Source organism: Streptomyces sp. AM 4-1-1, from assembly GCF_029167625.1.
Classification (GTDB): domain Bacteria; phylum Actinomycetota; class Actinomycetes; order Streptomycetales; family Streptomycetaceae; genus Streptomyces.
Map to the genome: position 1 here is coordinate 1,666,141 of NZ_CP119145.1, position 17,014 is coordinate 1,683,154.

The window sequence follows — 17,014 nt, forward strand, 5'->3', positions numbered from 1 at the left end:
TGCCGCACGGGCACCGGCGGATCGACGCTTAGGAGTGCCTAACCTTAGACAGGCGCATCGATGCAGGATGCAGCCACCCCCTTCCCGGGCCTATCGGGCTTCTCGGACGCCTCCGGCCGTCCCGACCTCCCCCGTTCCTCCCGCTCCTCCGTTCCTCCCGCTGCTCCGTTCCTCCCGCTCCTCCGTTCCTCCCGCTCATCCGCTCCTCCCGCTCCTCCGTTCCTCCCACCTCTTCCGTTTCGCGGCCGGGCACGGGTATCAGCGCACTTCTTCCGGACACCGATAGCCGACATGTCCGTTCTCGCGGACATTCCGTCGCCCGTGGGGGGTGTGTGCCGCAGAGCCGGGAACCGCCGGTCGCTGTCACGCATCCCCCTGTACGCGAACGGTTTTCCTCGGCCCCGCCGCCTCGCGTCGGCCGTACCGCGTCTGTCTAGACTTTCGGGCTCGGGCCACGCGTCCGCACCGGGTGGCGGCCGACGGTGGTGACCACCTCGGAGGCGGTGTCGCGGTGGCCCTCGTGCGTACACACGTAAGCGATCACGACGGGGTGACTTCCCACATGTCTGAAGCCCGAACCGACACGACCCAGACGCGTCCGCCGGGGGCGGACGCCGAACGGGCCGGAGCCGGCGGCTCCGGAAGGCACCGAGGGGGTGTGTCGACGGAGAACACGACAGCGCAGCCACACGGCCGCCACCGCCGCCCCTCCGAGGAGGGCGGGCCGCGGAACGGTGGTCGCGGCTGAGCCGAAAGCCGTTGAGCCCAGGAAGCCGATGAACCCCGGAAGCCACTGGGCCCCGGGAGCCACTGAGCCCGGAAGCCACTGGGCCGAAGGCCGCTGAAGGACCGCTGATGACATGTGTCATCCCGGAGTCCGTACACATGCCTCTGCTCAGGCGGTCACCACGCTCCGTAGGGTCGTGGCCATGAAGCAGACAGTGGACGGCGACCCGGTGGCGGTGGCCCGGCCGTCGGCCGGTGGCGGCCCACGCCGTCGGTCCGCGAGGACCGTATGAGGCCGACGAGGAACACGCCCTGGTCGGGACCCCGGCGTGAGCGCCGCCGGCTGCGGCACGCGTCGAAGCGCCCCGGGCCGCCGGGGCCGTACGCCCTGCTGCCCTGGCTGTTGATGGGACTGGGCGCGTTCTCCCACCTCCTCCAGGGCAGGACCCCGTACCCGTGGCTCGGCGGCCTCGGGCTGGTCGCCTTCGACTCCCTCTACGTCGTGGTGGTGTTCCGGGGCTTCGACGAGGAGAAGCGGCGGAGTCCGGTCTCGTACCGGCTGCTCGCCGCGATGGGGCTGATCACGTTCGGTCTGGCGATCGGTTACGGCGGCAGCTGGCTGCTGTTCCTCCCGCTGTTCTCGCTGGCCTGCGGCACCATCCTGCGCGACCGGCAGCTCGGCTTCGGTCTGATCGCCCTGGCGGTGCTCGCGGGGGTCGTGGCCGCCTGGCGCGGGGACGACGCGTCAGGTCCGTGGACCATCGGATACGGCACCTTCATCTCGGGCGCGGTGACCGCCGCGATCCTCACGCTGTCGGAGACGGTGATGGAACTGCGCGCGACCCGGCAGGAACTCGCCCGCACCGCCGTGGAGAAGGAGCGGCTGCGCTTCTCGCGCGATCTGCACGATCTGCTGGGGCACACGCTCTCGGTCATCGTGATCAAGTCGGAGGCGGCGCGCAGACTGGCGCCTCGTGACATGGACGCGGCTCTGGGTCAGGTCGCCGACATCGAGTCCGTGGGACGTCAGGCGCTCGCCGAGATCCGGGAGGCGGTGACCGGCTACCGCGAGGGCGGCCTCGTCACCGAGCTGGACCGGGCCGGATCGGTGCTGATCGCGGCCGGGATCGAACCGGCCGTCCGCCGCTCGGGGCCGCCGCTGGACTCCCGGTCGGAGACCCTGCTGGGCTGGGTGGCCCGGGAGGCCGTCACCAATGTCGTACGGCACAGTGGGGCCGCGCACTGCGAGTTCGTGGTCGAGAGCACGGCGGAGCGGGTCCGGCTGACGGTGACGGACGACGGCCCGGGCCCCGGTGGCGACGCCGCTACGGTCCCGGACGGCGCTCCCGACGCCGCCCCCGACACGGACCCCGACCGCGCGTCCGGCTTCGGTCCGCGAGGTGTGGGCGGTACGGGGCTGAAGGGGCTCACCGAACGTCTCGCGGCGGCGGGCGGTTCGCTGGAGGCGGCCCGCGGACCCCGTGGCGGTTTCGTGGTGATCGCCGAACTACCGTTGTACGGGACGGAGTCGGCGGATTCCGGAGGCGCCAGGGACACCGGGGTCACGCCGGACTGAGGGCTGTCCCGTCGGGCGGTCCCGTGCGCCGGCCACCGGTCAGCGCCGGGCGCCCCGGTGCTTCGGCAGCCACAGCGTCATCAGCAGCAGTCCGCCCAGCAGCACCCCGCACGCGGTGCGGAACGCCATCGCGTACCCGGCGGTCAGCTCCGCCGCCCCCGTGGAACCCCCGGTGCGCGCCGCCGCGACCGTCGAGAGCACCGCGAGGCCCAGCGCGCCGCCCATGGTCCGGGAGGTGTTCACCAGTCCCGAGACGAGTCCGGCGTCCCCCGGCGCCGCCCCCGAGGTGGCGAGGGACGCCAGTGGGGTGGACGCCAGACCGGCCCCCGCCATCATCAGGACGCCGGGACCGAGGATCGATGTCGGGTACGAGCCGTGGGCGCTCATCATGGACTGCCAGCCGAACCCGGCCGCGGTGATCGCGACACCGGCCAGGGCCAGGTTCTTCGCGCCGACCCGCGCCATGATCCGGGGCGCGTACGTGGAACCGGCGACGACGGCCAGCGAGGTGGGCAGCAGGGCGAGACCGGCCCGCGTCGGCGAGTAGCCGAGGACGTTCTGCGCGTACACCGTCATGAAGTACCACATGGAGAACGTCGCCGACCCGATCACCAGCATCGCCGCGTTCGCCGACGACACCGCCCGTACCGCGAACACCTTCAGCGGCATCAGCGGCGCTGAGGTGCGCGCCTCGACCAGCACGAAGAGGGCCAGCAGCGCCGCCCCGCCCAGCAGCGGCACCAGCGTCACCGCCGTGCCCCAGCCCGCCGCCTCGGTCTGCACGATGCCGTACGCGACGAGCGCCAGACCCGCGGTCACGAGCACCGCGCCCGGGAGGTCCACCCGGCGCCGGTCGCCCGCCCGGCCCTCGGCGACCCAGAGCGCCGCACCGACCAGGACGAGCGCGCCGATCGGCACGTTGATCAGCAGGACCCAGCGCCACGACAGGGCGTCGGTCAGCGTCCCGCCGATCAGACCCCCGGCCGCGCCCCCGCCCGCGCCGACCGCCATCCAGGTGCCGATCGCCCTGGTCCGCGCGGCCCCCTCGGGCACGGCCGAGGTGAGGATCGTGAGGGTGGCCGGGGAGAGCACGGCGGCGCCGAGACCCTGGGCGGCGCGGGCGACGAGCAGTTGCCAGCCCTCCTGCGCCAGCCCGCCGCCGAGCGAGGCCGCGGTGAACAGCCCGAGGCCGATCAGGAACACCCGCTTGCGGCCGTATATGTCGGCCGCCCGGCCGCCGAGCAGCATGAACCCCGCGAAGGCGATCGAGTACGTGTTGACGACCCACTGGAGTCCCACGAGGCTGAGCCCGAGGTCGGCCCGCATGGACGGCAGTGCCACGTTGACGACGGAGACGTCGAGGACGACGAGGAACTGGCCGGTGCACGCGGCGAGCACCACGGCCCAGGTGCGGACTTCACGGGCGGGTATGAGGGAGCGGGAGGAAGTGGAGACATCGACCATGACCGTCATACTCGCAGCCGCCCCGGGCCCCGTACATCGGCACCGGTGGCGTCTCGTGCCCCTGGGGCGTACGACGTCTCCCGGGACCGCCGGGCCGGAGCCCGAATGCGTGCCCCTGACGCCCTGAGGGCATGGGCGTGCGCCGGACCGGCCATCAGGGACACGCGAGCGCCCGACGCGCCCCAGCACACGCACGCGCACACCTGACGCCCCGTCAAGTACCCGCCCGCCTCCGGCCGCACCCCGTTCGCACCGCGTTCCCCGGAATAACGTCGGCCTGCTGAAGCGTTCACCGTGCACACATTTGGCGGTCACCGCTGTCCGCCGCGCGACCGCACGCCCGCCCTTCCGTCATTTCCCGCTGCCCGGAGGCCGCACGTATGCCACAGACGACGAACGATCAGCAGACCGCGGTCCCACGAGAACCGGGCGGACGCGCGGCGGGCGGCATCGTCCCCGTGCTCGCCTTCGCCGGTATCACGGTCGCGGTGATGCAGACCCTGCTCGTCCCCGTCATCAAGGATCTGCCGGCGCTGCTCCACACCACCCCGTCCAACGCCACCTGGGTGATGACCGCCACCCTGCTCGCCGGCGCCGTGTCGACGCCGATCATGGGGCGGCTCGGGGATCTGGCCGGCAAGCGGCGGATGCTGCTCGCCAGCCTCGCCGTCATGGTGCTCGGTTCCCTGATATGCGCCTTCACGGATGATCTCGTGGTCATGATCGTCGGCCGCGCGCTCCAGGGCTTCGCCATGGGTGCCATTCCGCTCGGCATCGGTCTGATGCGCGACGGGCTGCCGCGCGAGAAGCTCGGTTCGGCGATGGGCCTGATGAGTTCGTCGATCGGGGTGGGCGGTGGACTCGCCCTGCCCGCCGCCGCGTTGATCGCGCAGCACCTGAACTGGCACGCGCTCTTCTTCGCGTCCGCCGCGCTCGGTGTGCTGGCGATGACGCTCACCGTCCTCTTCGTACCGGAGAGCCCGGTGCGGGCCCTCGGCAGCTTCGACGTCCCCGGCGCGATCGGCCTCTCGCTCGGCCTGGTCTGCCTGCTGCTGCCGATCACCAAGGGCGGTGACTGGGGCTGGACCTCGGGCACCACGCTCGGGTTGATCGCCGCCGCGCTCGCGATCCTGTTCCTGTGGGGTCTCTTCGAGCTGCGTTCCCCGGCGCCCCTGGTCGATCTGCGCACCTCCGTCCGGCGCGTGGTGCTGCTCACCAACCTCGCCTCGATCATGGTCGGGGTCGCGTTCTACGCGGTCTCGCTGGTCCTGCCGCAGCTTCTGCAACTGCCGCTGTCGACCGGCTACGGGCTCGGGAAGTCCATGGTGGTCGCCGGGCTGTGCGTGGCCCCGCTCGGTCTGACGATGATGCTCGTCGCCCCGCTCTACGCCCGGATCTCCGCCCGGCGCGGCCCCAAGGTGACGCTGATGCTCGGGATGCTGGTCATCGCCGTCGGGTACGGCGCCGGGCTCGGCCTGATGAGCGCCGCCTGGCAGACCGTGGTGATCTCGGTGCTGCTCGGGGCCGGGATCGGGCTCGCGTACTCCTCACTGCCCACGCTCATCATGGGGGCGGTCGCCCCGTCGGAGACCGGGGCGGCCAACGGGCTGAACACCCTGATGCGTTCCATCGGCACATCGGTGTCCAGCGCGGTGATCGGCATGGTGCTGGCGAACAGCTCGGTGCGGATGGGGTCGGTGACGGTGCCCACCATGTCCGGGTTCCGCACCTCGTTCATGATCGCGACGGGCGCGGTGCTGATCGGGCTGCTGATCGCCGCGTTCCTGCCGTCGCAGCGGGCCGGCGCCCGGCCGTCGCCGCGGGCGAGCAGCGCCGGCGACGCCCTCATGGCCGGACCGGCCGGCGCCCCGCCCGTCACCGGCACGGTCGTCGCCGGGTCCGGCGGGTTCCGGGGCCGGGTGCTGGACACCGGGGGCCGGCCGGTCGCGCGGGCGAACGTCACCCTGATCGACCGGCAGGGCCGCCAGGCCGGCCGGACCGTGGCGGACGCGGAGGGCCGGTACACGCTGACGGCTCCGAGCGGTGGCCCGTTCGTCCTGGCGGGCTCGGCGGCCGGGCACGCGCCGCACGCCCGCCCGGCCGCGTACCCCGGCGACGGACTGCCGGTGGAGGTCGATCTGGTGCTGCCGGTCAGCGCACCGGAACGTCGAACCTCGGTGCCCTCGTGAGGAGTTGAGAGACGTCCGATCCGGCGGGCAGCTCCTGGGGCGGCGCGCCCCGGGTGAACAGCCGTGCGGGCCGGTCGCCCTGCACATGGGCACGGTCCCCGGAGACCCGCAGCCAGGACCCCTCGCGCAGCCCGAGGACCGGTACGTCGTTCTCCTCAAGGAACTCGGTCAGCCGTTCCTCACGGGTCTCGCCCTTGTGCGTGCCGGCCGGATCGGGGTCGAGGTAGTGCGGGTTGATCTGGAACGGGACCAGGCCCAGCGTCTCGAAGGTCGGCGGCCGCACGATGGGCATGTCGTTGGACGTGCGCAGGGTGGGCGCCGCCATGTTCGTACCGGCACTGGCGCCCATGTACGGCAGCCCGCCGCGTACCGCGTCGCCGACCGCGTCCCGCAGTCCGGTGCGGCACAGCGCGCTCAGCAGCCGGAAGGAGTTCCCGCCACCGATGAACACGGCGTCGCAGGCGGAGAGTTCGGCGACCGGGTCGGCGTTCTCGTGGACGCCCCGGACGGTGATCGAGGCGGGTTCGAGGGCGGCGCGGACGCGCGCGGTGTACGTGGCGTGGTCGGCGAGCGCGTACGGCACGAAGGCCAGCCGGGCGCGGGGCGGCAGGAACGCGGTGACGGTGTCGAGGGCGTGTTCCAGGTAACCCTTGCCGTACTGCGTGGAGTTGGAGAGAAGCAGCAGATTCACGTCGTTCCTCGGATCGTTCGGTCGTTCGGGTGTTCCACACCGGCACCGGAGCGGCTGCGGCGCCGGGGCCGGGGTCAGTCGCGCGGTCGGCGGGCCCGGCTCTTCGGTCGCTGCGGGGGATGGGTGAGCCGCCGCTCCAGCGCCTGCGCCGCCTGCCGCAGCGCGTCGAGCCGGTCCTCCGGCGCCCCGCGGAAGCGTTCCTCCGCGCCGCCGAGGCTGAGGCTGCCGTACGGCTCCCGGCCCAGGAACACCGGTACGGCGACGGTCGCGATCCCGGTGTCGTACTCCCCGACCGTCCAGGCGTACCCCTGCGCACGGACCTTCAGCAGCTCCTGTTCGAGCAGGTCGGGGTCGGTCACGGTCCGTTCGGTGAAGCGGGCCATCGGACGGCCCCGGAAGAGCCGGTGGCGCTGCTCGTCGGGCAGACAGGCGTAGTACGACTTGCTGGTGGCCCCCGCGTGCGCCGGATACAGCTCGCCGACCAGCGGGTAGTAGCGCAGCGGCCCCGCCTCGCCCTCCTCGGCGGCCACGCAGCGCATGTGGAAGCTGTCCGGCAGACAGAACAGGACGGTGTCGCCGGTCGCCCGGCGCAGCTCCTCCAGCACCGGCCCCGCCAGCAGCTCCAGTGAGCCGGAGCGTTCCCAGAGCCGGCCCAGGCGCAGCACGGCGGGGCCGATGCGGTAGCGGCGGGTGGCCGGGTCGGAGACCAGGAAACCGCGTCCCGCGAGCGTCGCGAGCAGCCGCTGGGCGACGGAGGTGTCCCAGCCGAACTCCTCGGCGACCTCGGTCACACCCCAGTCGGGTCTGGTCCGCTCGAACGCGAGCAGCACCAGGAGGGCCCGGTCGACGGTCTGCAGGGCGCCGGCCGGGGTGCGTCGGTCGAGATCGAAGTCGGTCATCGTCATCTCACCATTCAGACCCGAGTTGCAAATAGCGGGAAACAGTTGCGTTCAACGCTATCCGATCCTGACTCTGCTCTCAGCACCCCGGCCCCCGGATCTGCTCGTCGGAACACCCGGGCTCATACGGGATCGTCCGGGTGTGTGCCTGATTGAGCGAGAAAGGCCCCCCATGTTGAAGTACGTGCTGGACATCGTCGAGCTCCTGGACGATCCCGAGGTCGACGGCAAGAGGGTCGTCGGACACCTCGACACCATGGCGGGCGCCGAGGGCTCGTCCGCCGAGGTCACCACGGTCGCGGGCGAGCGGGGGTCCACGGACTTCGTCGTCGTGCGCATCCCCGGCAGCCGGGGCCGCTCGGCCGGCGGCGACGCCCGCACGCTCGGTGTGGTCGGCCGCCTCGGCGGCATCGGCGCCCGGCCCGAGGTGACCGGCCTGGTCTCCGACGCGGACGGCGCCGCCGCCGCGCTGGCCGCCGCGGCCAAGCTCCTCGACATGCGCCGCCGCGGCGACGCGCTGCCCGGTGATGTGGTCGTCGCCACGCACATCTGCCCGAACGCGCCGACCGAGCCGCACGACCCGGTGCCGTTCATGGGCTCGCCCGTGGACATCGCCACCATGAACCGGCACGAGGTGACCGACGAGATGGAGGCCGTCCTCTCCATCGACACCACCAAGGGCAACCGGATCATCAACCACAAGGGGCTGGCCCTCTCCCCCACCGTCAAGGAGGGATGGGTGCTGCGGGTCAGCGAGCAGCTCGGCGAGCTGCTGGCCGTGGTGACCGGTGAGCCGTTGGTCACGTACCCCGTGACCACGCAGGACATCACCCCGTACGGTAACGGTGTACATCACATCAATTCGATCCTTCAGCCCGCCACCGCGACCACCTCTCCGGTCGTCGGCCTGGCGGTCACCTCGGCCGCCGCGGTACCGGGCTGCCAGACCGGCGCGAGCCACGAGACGGACATCGCGTCCGCGGCGCGCTACGCCGTGGAGGTCGCCAAGGCCTTCGGCGGCGGCCACCTGGACTTCCACGACACGGGGGAGTTCGACAACCTCGTCAACCGCTACGGGTCGCTGGCACACCTGCAGACCTTCGGCCGTACACCCCAGGAGTCCTGATGGCAGCCGCCCCGCGGCCCGCGGCCGAGGCCGGGGTCTCCGAGACCACCAAGAGCATCGGCAGCGACGACTACTCGCTCTCCCGCGTCCCGCGTGAGAAGCGGTTCGGCTTCTGGAGCATGCTGCTCCAGTGGCTGGCCCAGTCCGGGTCGATCTCGCAGTTCACCCTCGGCGCCACCATCGGTGTCGGCATGACCTTCCAGAACGCCTTCCTCGCCTTCACGCTCGGCGCGGTGACCCTGGAGATCGTGATCTTCGCGATCGGGCTGGCCGGAATGCGCGAGGGTCTGGCGACCCCGATGCTGACCCGCTGGGTGGGCTTCGGCAGAAACGGTTCCGCGCTGGTCAGCTTCGTCATCGCGGTCAGTCTCGTCGGCTGGTTCGGCGTGCAGAACACGATCTTCGGCAACAGCGTGTCCGCGCTGGTCGGCGGCCCGTCCTGGATGTGGTGCGTCATCGCGGGCATCGCCATCACCGCGCTGGTGATCTTCGGGTTCCGCTACATGGCGGTCTTCGCGAAGATCGTCACCCCGCTCTTCTTCGCCATGGTCGCCTGGTCCATCATCAGCACGCTGAAGGACCACTCCCTGACGGACCTGATCCACTCGCCCGCGCCCGGTCCGACGATCCCGCTGGCCGTCGCCGCCACCGCCATCGCGGGCGGCTTCATGACCGGCGCGATCGTGGCCCCGGAGATGACCCGCTACAACCGCAAGGGCTCGCACGTCTTCATCCAGAGCGCCTCCTCGATGATCCTCTCCGAGTACATCGTCGGTCTGACCGGTGTGCTCCTGGGCCATCTGGTGAAGAGCAACGAGGTCTCGCACATCGTGCTCTCCACCTCCGGCGCCTTCGGCGTCATCGTGGTCCTGATGTCCACCGCCAAGATCAACGACTGGAACCTGTACGGCTCCTCGCTGGGCGTCGTGAACTTCTTCCAGGTCGTGTTCGGCAAGCGGCTGCACCGCGGCGCGGTCACCATCGGCCTCGGCATCGCGGGCACCCTGCTCTCCGCGGTCGGCATCATGACCCACTTCACCGAGTTCCTGACCCTGCTGGGCGTCGCCATCCCGCCCATCGGCGGCATCATCGTCGCCGAGTACTGGGTGGTGCGGCGGATGCGGGCCCCGCTGGACGAGACCCGTGAGGCCGAGGTCCTGCCGAGGTCCTCGCCGACCTGGGTGCCGATGTCCCTGGTCATCTGGGCCGTCGCGTTCTGCGTCGGCAAGTTCTACGACGGCGGCATCCCGGCACTGAACTCGCTGGGCACGGCCTTCCTGCTGTACGTGGTGTTCGGCCTGCTGGGCTGGATCAAGCCGTACGGCACCTCCACCCTGGCCGACGAGGACAGCGCCGTCCCCGCCGACCACGCGACGACCCCCGTGGGAGCGGCATGAACACCCCCGACACCGAAACAGGCCCCGGCACCGGCAACAGCACCGCCCGGTCCCTCGTCCCCGCTTCCGAGGAGGCGCAGAACGAGGTCGTGGGGCTCTGCGCCGAACTGATCCGCTTCGACACCTCCAATCCCACCGGCACCGAGCGCGAGGCCGCCGACTGGGTGGTGGCCCGGCTCGCCGAGGTGGGCGTCGAGTCCGTACTGATCGAGTCCGCCCCCGGCCGGGCGAACGTCATCGCCCGGATCGCCGGCCGGGACCCCGAGCGGGGCGCCCTGCTGGTCCACGGGCACCTCGACGTGGTGCCCGCCGACGCCGCCGAGTGGCAGGTGCCGCCGTTCTCCGGTGAGATCCGCGACGGCTACCTCTGGGGGCGCGGCGCGATCGACATGAAGGACACGGTGGCCGTGATGCTGGCCACCGCCCGGGAGTTCGCCCGCACCGGCACCCGGCCCTCCCGGGACCTGGTGCTGGCGTTCCTCGCCGACGAGGAGGCGGGCGGGAAGTTCGGCGGCCACTGGCTGGTCGAGCACCGGCCCGAGCTGTTCGGGGGCGTCACCGAGGCGATCGGCGAGGGCGGCGGTTTCTCCTTCGCCCTCGACGACAGCCGCCGCCTCTACCCGATCGAGAACGCCCAGCGCGGCATGGCCTGGATGGAGCTGACCGCCACCGGCCGGGCCGGTCACGGTTCGTCGCCCAACGACGAGAACGCGGTCACCGACCTCGCCGAGGCCCTGACCCGGATCGGCCGCACCACCTTCCCGATCCGGCTGATCGAACCCGTCCGCGCGCTCCTGGAGGAAGCGGCCGGGCTGTACGGGGTCGACTTCGACGAGGACGACATCGAGGGCAGCCTGGCCAGGCTGGGCCCGGTCTCCGACTTCATGCAGGTGGTGCTCCGCAACTCGGCGAACCCCACCATGTTCCAGGCGGGCTACCAGACGAACGTCATCCCGGGGAAGGCCACCGCCCGCGTGGACGGGCGCTTCCTGCCCGGCCACGAGCAGGAACTGATCGACACGATCGACGCCCTGCTGCCGCCCTCCGTCAGCCGTGCCTGGGTCAACCACGACATCGCGATGGAGACGTCCTTCGACGGTCCGCTCGTCGACGCGATGTGCGCGGCGGTCCGCGCCGAGGACCCGGACGGCCACCCGGTCCCGTACTGCAACCCGGGCGGCACCGACGCCAAGGCGTTCACCCGGCTGGGCATCCGCTGCTTCGGCTTCAAGGGCCTGAAGCTCCCGCACGACCTGGACTACGGGCGCCTCTTCCACGGCGTCGACGAGCGCGTCCCGCTGGAGGGGCTGCGCTTCGGTGTCCGGGTGATGACCCGGCTCTGGCAGAGCTGCTGACCCCCTCGCCGACAGCCCTGCCCCCCGGGGGGCCGGACCCGACCCGAGCCCGCCCCCGCGTACGCCCCCGCCGGACTTCCCGGCGGGGGCGTACGGCACGATGGGCGGCCCACCAACGTACGACGCGGAGGAGCAGCCCGTGACCACCGAGCCGGAGACCGGGCCCGCACCGGAGACCCTCGCCGCCTTCGAGGCCGCCCAGGGCTTCATGCCGGTACGGGAAGGTCTCGCCCTGTACGCGGCCGCCGCCGGCGCCGCCGCTCTCGGACTGCCGTTGCTGGAGGTCGGCACCTACTGCGGGCGGTCCACGATCCTGCTCGCCGACGCCGCCCGCCGGGCCGGGGTCACCGCGCTCACCGTCGACCACCACCGGGGCAGCGAGGAGCAGCAGCCGGGCTGGGAGTACCACGATCCGTCGCTGGTGGACCCGGAGACCGGTCTGATGGACACCCTGCCCACCTTCCGGCGGACCCTGCGCCGGGCGGGTCTCGAAGCGCACGTCGTGGCACTCGTCGGGCGGTCCCCGCAGGTCGCGGCCGTGTGGAGCGGGGCGCTCGGCTTCGTGTTCATCGACGGCGGGCACACCGACGAGCACGCGAACGCCGATTACGAGGGCTGGGCGCCGCGCGTCGCCGAGGGCGGGCTGCTCGCGGTCCACGACGTGTTCCCCGACCCGGCGGACGGCGGGCAGGCCCCGTACCGCGTCCATCAGCGGGCGTTGGCCTCCGGAGCGTTCACCGAGGTCTCGGCGACGGACTCGCTCCGGGTGCTGCGGCGGACGGGGCCGGGGATCTGAACGCCTCCCCCACCACAGGGAGTGGGGCTCCCCGTCCCGGGGAAGGCCGTAGGGCCCGGTTAGCATCGCGTGGTGCCGTACGACGTCAGCGTTCCCCCCGTTCCGCGCGCCGCCGCGCGCCGCAGGCCCGCTCTCGCCGCCGCCGGGCTGGTGGCGGCCGTCTGTCTGACCGCCTCCGGGTGCGGGGGTGACTCCGGGCAGGCCCGTCCCCATCCCGGCGGCGGCGCCGCGTCCCCGTCCTCGGAGCCGTCGGCCGGTCCGTCGGCCTCCGCGCCGGGCGGGTCGGCCGCGGCGTCCGCCGCCCCCTCGTCCGGCCCGGCCGGCACCCCGTCCCCGCCGAGGTCTTCCCCGGCCGCCGAACGCCCGTTGCCCGACGGGCCGTTGTCGGGGCGGACGGTCGTCGTCGACCCGGGTCACAATCCGCGCAACTACCAGCACTCCCGTGAGATCAACCGCCAGGTGGACATCGGCACCACGCACAAGGAGTGCGACACCACGGGCACGTCCACCGACTCCGGTTACTCGGAGGCCCGGTTCACCCTCGATGTGTCGCACCGGCTGCGGACGCTCCTGGAGGCACGGGGCGCGCGGGTCGTCCTCACCCACGACGACGACCGCCCGTACGGTCCGTGTGTCGACGAACGGGCCCGGATCGGCAACGACGCGAAGGCGGACGCCGTGGTGTCGATCCACGCGGACGGTTCCGCGGTCGGCAACCGCGGTTTCCATGTGATCCTGCCCGCCGAGGTGCGCGGCGGAGCGGCGGACACCTCGAAGATCGTCGACCGGTCGCGTGATCTCGGGACCCGGATGGCGGGCCTCTTCGTCCGGGCGACCGGGAGCGCGCCCTCCAACTATGTGGGCGGCCGCAGCGGGTTGGACACCCGCAAGGACCTGGGCGGACTGAATCTGTCGACCGTGCCCAAGGTGTTCATCGAATGCGGCAACATGCGTGACCCGGCGGACGCGGCCCTGCTGACCGACGCCGGCTGGCGACAGAAGGCGGCCCAGGGCATCGCGGACGGCATCGGTTCCTACCTCAGGGCTGTCCCGTAATCCCTGGTGGGCGTGCGACGACAGCTACGGCACCTCACGGCGTTGTCGGAACGTCCACATACATCCAGTATGCGGACGCTCCTCCGCCTTGCGACGCACCGCATCTGACGCCGCACGCTGATCCACCACGGATTACGGGACAGCCCTTCGGCGGGTGACGTCCCCGGGAGTGATTTCCCCGCCACGACGGGGAGTTATGCGGTGGTATCCGAAGGGATGACCGCCCGTCCTGCGGACGGGTCCCCCACCCGGCCGGGCAACCGATAGATTCATCCGTACCATGGGGAGCCGCCCCCTTGTGCTGTGACCGGCAATGCCTGCCCGGAAGGAGCGTCGTCCGGTGCGTACGACCGCAGGGCGGCCGAAGGACCTGGTGGCCTGACCGCCTGATCCTCCGGCCGACGGCGTGAGTGTGCGTGCCGGGTGGCGCGACGGGGCAGGGTTCGCGGGGAGCTGCACCGGCTTCGCGCCGCGCCCGCCGTACAGCGGAGCGACGGACCGTCCCGACGAGACGAACGACTAAGGACCTTCACGTGGATATCCGCTCCCTCACTCGAGGCGATGGCGTGGTGATCGGAGCAGCGGTGGTGCTGTTCATCGCCTCTTTCCTCGATTACTTCTCCTTCGAGGGCCTCGGCGACGCGCCGAACGCCTGGGACTCGTTGGGCAACGCGATCGGCGTCTTCATGGTCGGAGTGATCGGTGCGGCACTGATCATCCTGACCCGTTCGCAGTCCCAGCCCCGCAAGGTGCTCGGCCTGGACCTGGGCGTCGTCGGTGTGGCCGCCACGGTGTTCACGGCGTGGGCCCTCTTCTGGACGATCATCGACCTCGGCCAGGTCGACGCCGGGGCCGGGCTCATCCTCGGGCTGATCGCCGCGCTGGTGCTGGCCGCGGGCGCGGTCGCCACCCCGCTGGTCCCGGCGCTGAAGGCGCCGCTGCTGGGCGCCCCGCGCCCGCCGGCCGTGCAGTCGGCCTACGGTCAGCCGCAGCCCGGTCAGGGTTACGGCTACCCGGGCGCGCAGCAGCAGCCGTACGGTGCGCAGCCGGGTCAGCCCCAGCCGTACGGTGCGCACCCGCAGCAGGCCGCCCGGCCCGAGCCGCAGCAGGCGCAGACGCCCGCCCCGCAGGACTCCTCGGCGCAGTCGGCGGACTTCGCGCCGTTCTGGTTCGCGGTGCCGGTGACTCGTCCGCTGTACGGGGAGGACGGTTCGGCGGCCCCGATCGCGGAGCTGGCTCCCGGTACGTGGTACCTCGCGGTGGAGCAGCGCGGTCCCGCCCTGGTCGCCCAGACGCAGGACGGCCGTCGTGGCGTGCTCCAGGACACCACGGGCATCCAGCGCGGCTGACCCGGTCCTCGTACGCGCACAGGACGACGTCCCCCGCCCCTTCCGGGCGGGGGACGTCGTCGTCCGTCCGGACCGGGCGCCAACCGGGGGCGTGATCGGGGTTTCACCCGGCGGGACGGGGCAACGTGGAACCCATGTCTCCAGCAACCGGCAATGGAAGCAGTACCGCAGCGCGCGTCATCGCTGCCGTGGCCGATGTCATGGCCTTCATCCTCGTCCTGTGGATCGCGATGTACCTGCTCGACGCGAACCGGGACAACAGTCTGGTGGACTTCGTCAGGGGCGCCGCCCGTTGGCTGGCCGGCTGGTCGTACGACCTGTTCACCTTCGACAAGGCGTGGGAGCGGGTCGTCGCCGGGTACGGGCTCGCCGCCGTGGTCTACCTCTTCATCGGGCACGCGGTGGCGGGCCGTGTCCGCCGGTACTGACACCGCTCCCGGCGAACGTCGCCGGCCACGGGACAGTCCTCAGTCCGTACCGCCGGACCGTGTCCCGTCGCAGCAGTCGGGTTCCAGGCCCGTCGGCAGCCGTTCACCGCTGAAGACCGCGGTGGTCGCCTCGTCCCCGCCGAGCGCGGCCACCGCGAGCAGCAGCGAGCCGACGGTCCAGGTGGTCTGCTCCTGCGGCCAGAAGTCGCGGTCGCCCTCGAAGACGTACCCCGTCCAGTACATGCCGCTGTCGGCGCGCAGGTGCTGGACGGACTGAAGGATCTCAAGGGCCCGGTCGGACTCCCCCATCATCCAGAGCGCCAGGGCGAGTTCGCAGCTCTCGCCGCCGGTCACCCAGGGGTTGGGCAGCACACAGCGCACGCCCAGGCCGGGGACCACGAACCGGTCCCAGCCCTCGTCGATCCTTCGCTGGGCGGCGGCCCCGGTGACGGCTCCGCCGAGGACCGGGTAGTACCAGTCCATCGAGTAGCGGCTCTTGTCCAGGAAGCGTTCCGGGTGGTGGCGGATCGCGTGGGCGAGCGCGCCGGTCGCCAACTCCCAGTCGGGCTGCGGTTCCTCGCGCCGTTCGGCGATGGCCAGGGCGCAGCGCAGCGCCTGGTGGATGGAGGAGCAGCCGGTCAGCAGGGCGTCCTCGACGGGGGTGCCGTCGGCCTCGCGCTTCCAGCCGATCTGGCCGCCGGGCAGCTGGAGCCGCAGGACGAACTCGACGGCCGCGTAGACGGTCGGCCACAGCCGGTCGACGAAGGCGTCGTCCCCGGTGGCGAGGTAGTGGTGCCAGACGCCGACCGCGACATAGGCGCAGAAGTTGGTCTCACGACCGCGGTCGACGGGCCGGTCCGGGTCGCCGTCGTGGTAGGCGGCGTACCAGGAGCCGTCGTCGTTCTGGTGCCGGGCCAGCCATTCGTACGCGCGGGCGGCGGCGGCGTGTTCGCCCGCCGCGTCCAGCGCCATGGCCGCCTCGATGTGGTCCCACGGGTCGAGGTGGTGGCCCCGGAACCACGGCAGGGCCCCGTCCTCGCACTGCCCGGCGAGCAGCGCGGTGACGGTCTCGGTGGCCTGCCCGGCGGTCAGGACTCCGGGCAGCACGAGGTGTTCGGTCCGCTCGGGAGTGGTCACGCCTCGGCCTTCGTAGGGTGCTGCTCGGGGAAGCCGGCCCTGGACGGGTGCGGCTTGGTCGCGTACGCCACGAAACTCTTGCCCACGACCGGGTTGAGCAACTGCTCGGCGACGCGGGTGGCCATGGGCTTCTTCATGATGTCCCATACCAGCAGTTTGTGGTAGGCGCGGACCGGCAGCGCCTTGTCGTTGTCGACGCCGAACGCGCATTTGAGCCACCAGTAGGGGGAGTGCAGCGCGTGGGCGTGGTGGGTGCCGTACGGCTTGAGGCCGGCGGCGCGGATCTTCCCGAGGAGTTCGTCCGCCCGGTAGATGCGGATGTGGCCGCCCTCGACCTCGTGGTACGCGTCGGAGAGCGACCAGCAGACCTTCTCGGGTCCGTAGCGCGGCACGGTGACCGCGATCCGGCCGCCCGGCCTGAGGACGCGGACCATTTCGGCGAGCACCCCCTTGTCGTCGGGGATGTGCTCCATGACCTCGGAGATGATCACGACGTCGAAGGTCTCGTCGGGGAACGGCAGGTTGAGCGCGTCGCCCTCCATCGCGGTGGCGGTGGCGCCCTCGGGTGCCTCACCGGCCTCGCGCATCGCGGCGAACCACCGCGCGACCTCGCGGATCTCCTCGGCGTTCCGGTCCAGCGCCACCACCTGGGCGCCGCGCCGGTAGCACTCGAAGGCGTGACGGCCCGCGCCGCAGCCCAGGTCGAGCACGCGGTCGCCCGCGGCGAGCGGGAAGCGGGTGAAATCCACGGTCAGCACGAGTGCCTGCTTTCGCAGTCGGAACGGTCGGAACGGCGGAGACGGCCGAGGAGGCGGCGGTGCTCGG

Annotated in this window: 15 protein-coding genes; 10 read left to right on the plus strand and 5 right to left on the minus strand. The window is 72.0% G+C overall.

Annotated features, from left to right (window positions below):
- The first annotated feature begins 562 nt into the window (after positions 1-562).
- Together PZB75_RS06960 and PZB75_RS06965 are read left to right on the plus strand one after the other, a co-directional pair.
- The gene (locus PZB75_RS06960; protein ID WP_275534411.1) at positions 563-748 is read left to right on the plus strand and encodes a hypothetical protein; all 186 of its coding nucleotides are present in this window, start codon (positions 563-565) and stop codon (positions 746-748) included.
- A gap of 267 nt (positions 749-1,015) precedes the next feature.
- Positions 1,016-2,302 carry a sensor histidine kinase gene (locus PZB75_RS06965; protein ID WP_275534412.1) on the plus strand — a complete coding sequence of 429 codons (1,287 nt, stop codon included), beginning with the start codon at positions 1,016-1,018 and terminating at the stop codon, positions 2,300-2,302.
- Positions 2,303-2,341: 39 nt separating this feature from the next.
- Here PZB75_RS06965 and PZB75_RS06970 read toward each other — a convergent pair whose 3' ends face one another.
- On the minus strand, positions 2,342-3,775 hold the full coding sequence (locus PZB75_RS06970) for an MFS transporter (protein ID WP_275534413.1): 1,434 nt from the start codon (positions 3,773-3,775) through the stop codon (positions 2,342-2,344).
- 371 nt (positions 3,776-4,146) lie between these two features.
- Between PZB75_RS06970 and PZB75_RS06975 the strand changes: the two genes are divergently transcribed.
- Positions 4,147-5,955, plus strand: coding sequence for an MFS transporter (locus tag PZB75_RS06975; protein ID WP_275534414.1), 1,809 nt, complete (start codon positions 4,147-4,149; stop codon positions 5,953-5,955).
- Here the strand turns inward: PZB75_RS06975 and pepE are convergent.
- Both pepE and PZB75_RS06985 read right to left on the minus strand, forming a co-directional pair.
- On the minus strand, positions 5,918-6,646 hold the full coding sequence (gene pepE / locus PZB75_RS06980) for a dipeptidase PepE (RefSeq protein WP_275534415.1): 729 nt from the start codon (positions 6,644-6,646) through the stop codon (positions 5,918-5,920). The genes PZB75_RS06975 and pepE overlap by 38 nt on opposite strands.
- A gap of 74 nt (positions 6,647-6,720) precedes the next feature.
- Positions 6,721-7,545, minus strand: a complete 825-nt coding sequence (locus PZB75_RS06985) for an IclR family transcriptional regulator (RefSeq protein WP_275534416.1) — start codon at positions 7,543-7,545, stop codon at positions 6,721-6,723.
- Positions 7,546-7,717: 172 nt separating this feature from the next.
- On the opposite strand from PZB75_RS06985, the gene PZB75_RS06990 reads away from it, so the two are divergent.
- The 7 genes from PZB75_RS06990 to PZB75_RS07020 all read left to right on the plus strand — a co-directional run bounded on the left by PZB75_RS06990 (position 7,718) and on the right by PZB75_RS07020 (position 15,052).
- Entirely contained in the window at positions 7,718-8,671 is a 954-nt protein-coding gene (locus tag PZB75_RS06990; protein ID WP_275534417.1) for a DUF1177 domain-containing protein, read from the plus strand.
- Positions 8,671-10,068: a cytosine permease gene (locus PZB75_RS06995; RefSeq protein ID WP_275534418.1), complete on the plus strand. Its 1,398-nt coding sequence runs from the start codon at positions 8,671-8,673 to the stop codon at positions 10,066-10,068. Before PZB75_RS06990 ends, PZB75_RS06995 begins: the two co-directional genes overlap by 1 nt.
- Positions 10,065-11,423, plus strand: a complete 1,359-nt coding sequence (locus tag PZB75_RS07000) for a M20/M25/M40 family metallo-hydrolase (RefSeq protein ID WP_275534419.1) — start codon at positions 10,065-10,067, stop codon at positions 11,421-11,423. The genes PZB75_RS06995 and PZB75_RS07000 overlap by 4 nt, the downstream gene beginning before the upstream one ends.
- A 208-nt stretch (positions 11,424-11,631) precedes the next feature.
- The gene (locus tag PZB75_RS07005; protein ID WP_275538621.1) at positions 11,632-12,219 is read left to right on the plus strand and encodes a class I SAM-dependent methyltransferase; all 588 of its coding nucleotides are present in this window, start codon (positions 11,632-11,634) and stop codon (positions 12,217-12,219) included.
- A gap of 72 nt (positions 12,220-12,291) precedes the next feature.
- The gene (locus PZB75_RS07010; protein ID WP_275534420.1) at positions 12,292-13,275 is read left to right on the plus strand and encodes an N-acetylmuramoyl-L-alanine amidase; all 984 of its coding nucleotides are present in this window, start codon (positions 12,292-12,294) and stop codon (positions 13,273-13,275) included.
- 566 nt (positions 13,276-13,841) lie between these two features.
- Complete coding sequence (locus PZB75_RS07015) at positions 13,842-14,624, plus strand: DUF5336 domain-containing protein (RefSeq protein WP_275534421.1); 783 nt, start codon at positions 13,842-13,844, stop codon at positions 14,622-14,624.
- Positions 14,625-14,758: 134 nt separating this feature from the next.
- On the plus strand, positions 14,759-15,052 hold the full coding sequence (locus PZB75_RS07020) for a hypothetical protein (protein ID WP_275534422.1): 294 nt from the start codon (positions 14,759-14,761) through the stop codon (positions 15,050-15,052).
- 39 nt (positions 15,053-15,091) lie between these two features.
- Here PZB75_RS07020 and PZB75_RS07025 read toward each other — a convergent pair whose 3' ends face one another.
- Complete coding sequence (locus PZB75_RS07025; RefSeq protein ID WP_275534423.1) at positions 15,092-16,189, minus strand: prenyltransferase; 1,098 nt, start codon at positions 16,187-16,189, stop codon at positions 15,092-15,094.
- Positions 16,186-16,947 (minus strand): class I SAM-dependent methyltransferase, encoded by a 762-nt coding sequence (locus tag PZB75_RS07030; protein ID WP_275534424.1) that lies wholly within the window; start codon positions 16,945-16,947, stop codon positions 16,186-16,188. The genes PZB75_RS07025 and PZB75_RS07030 overlap by 4 nt, the downstream gene beginning before the upstream one ends.
- Positions 16,948-17,014: the final 67 nt, after the last annotated feature.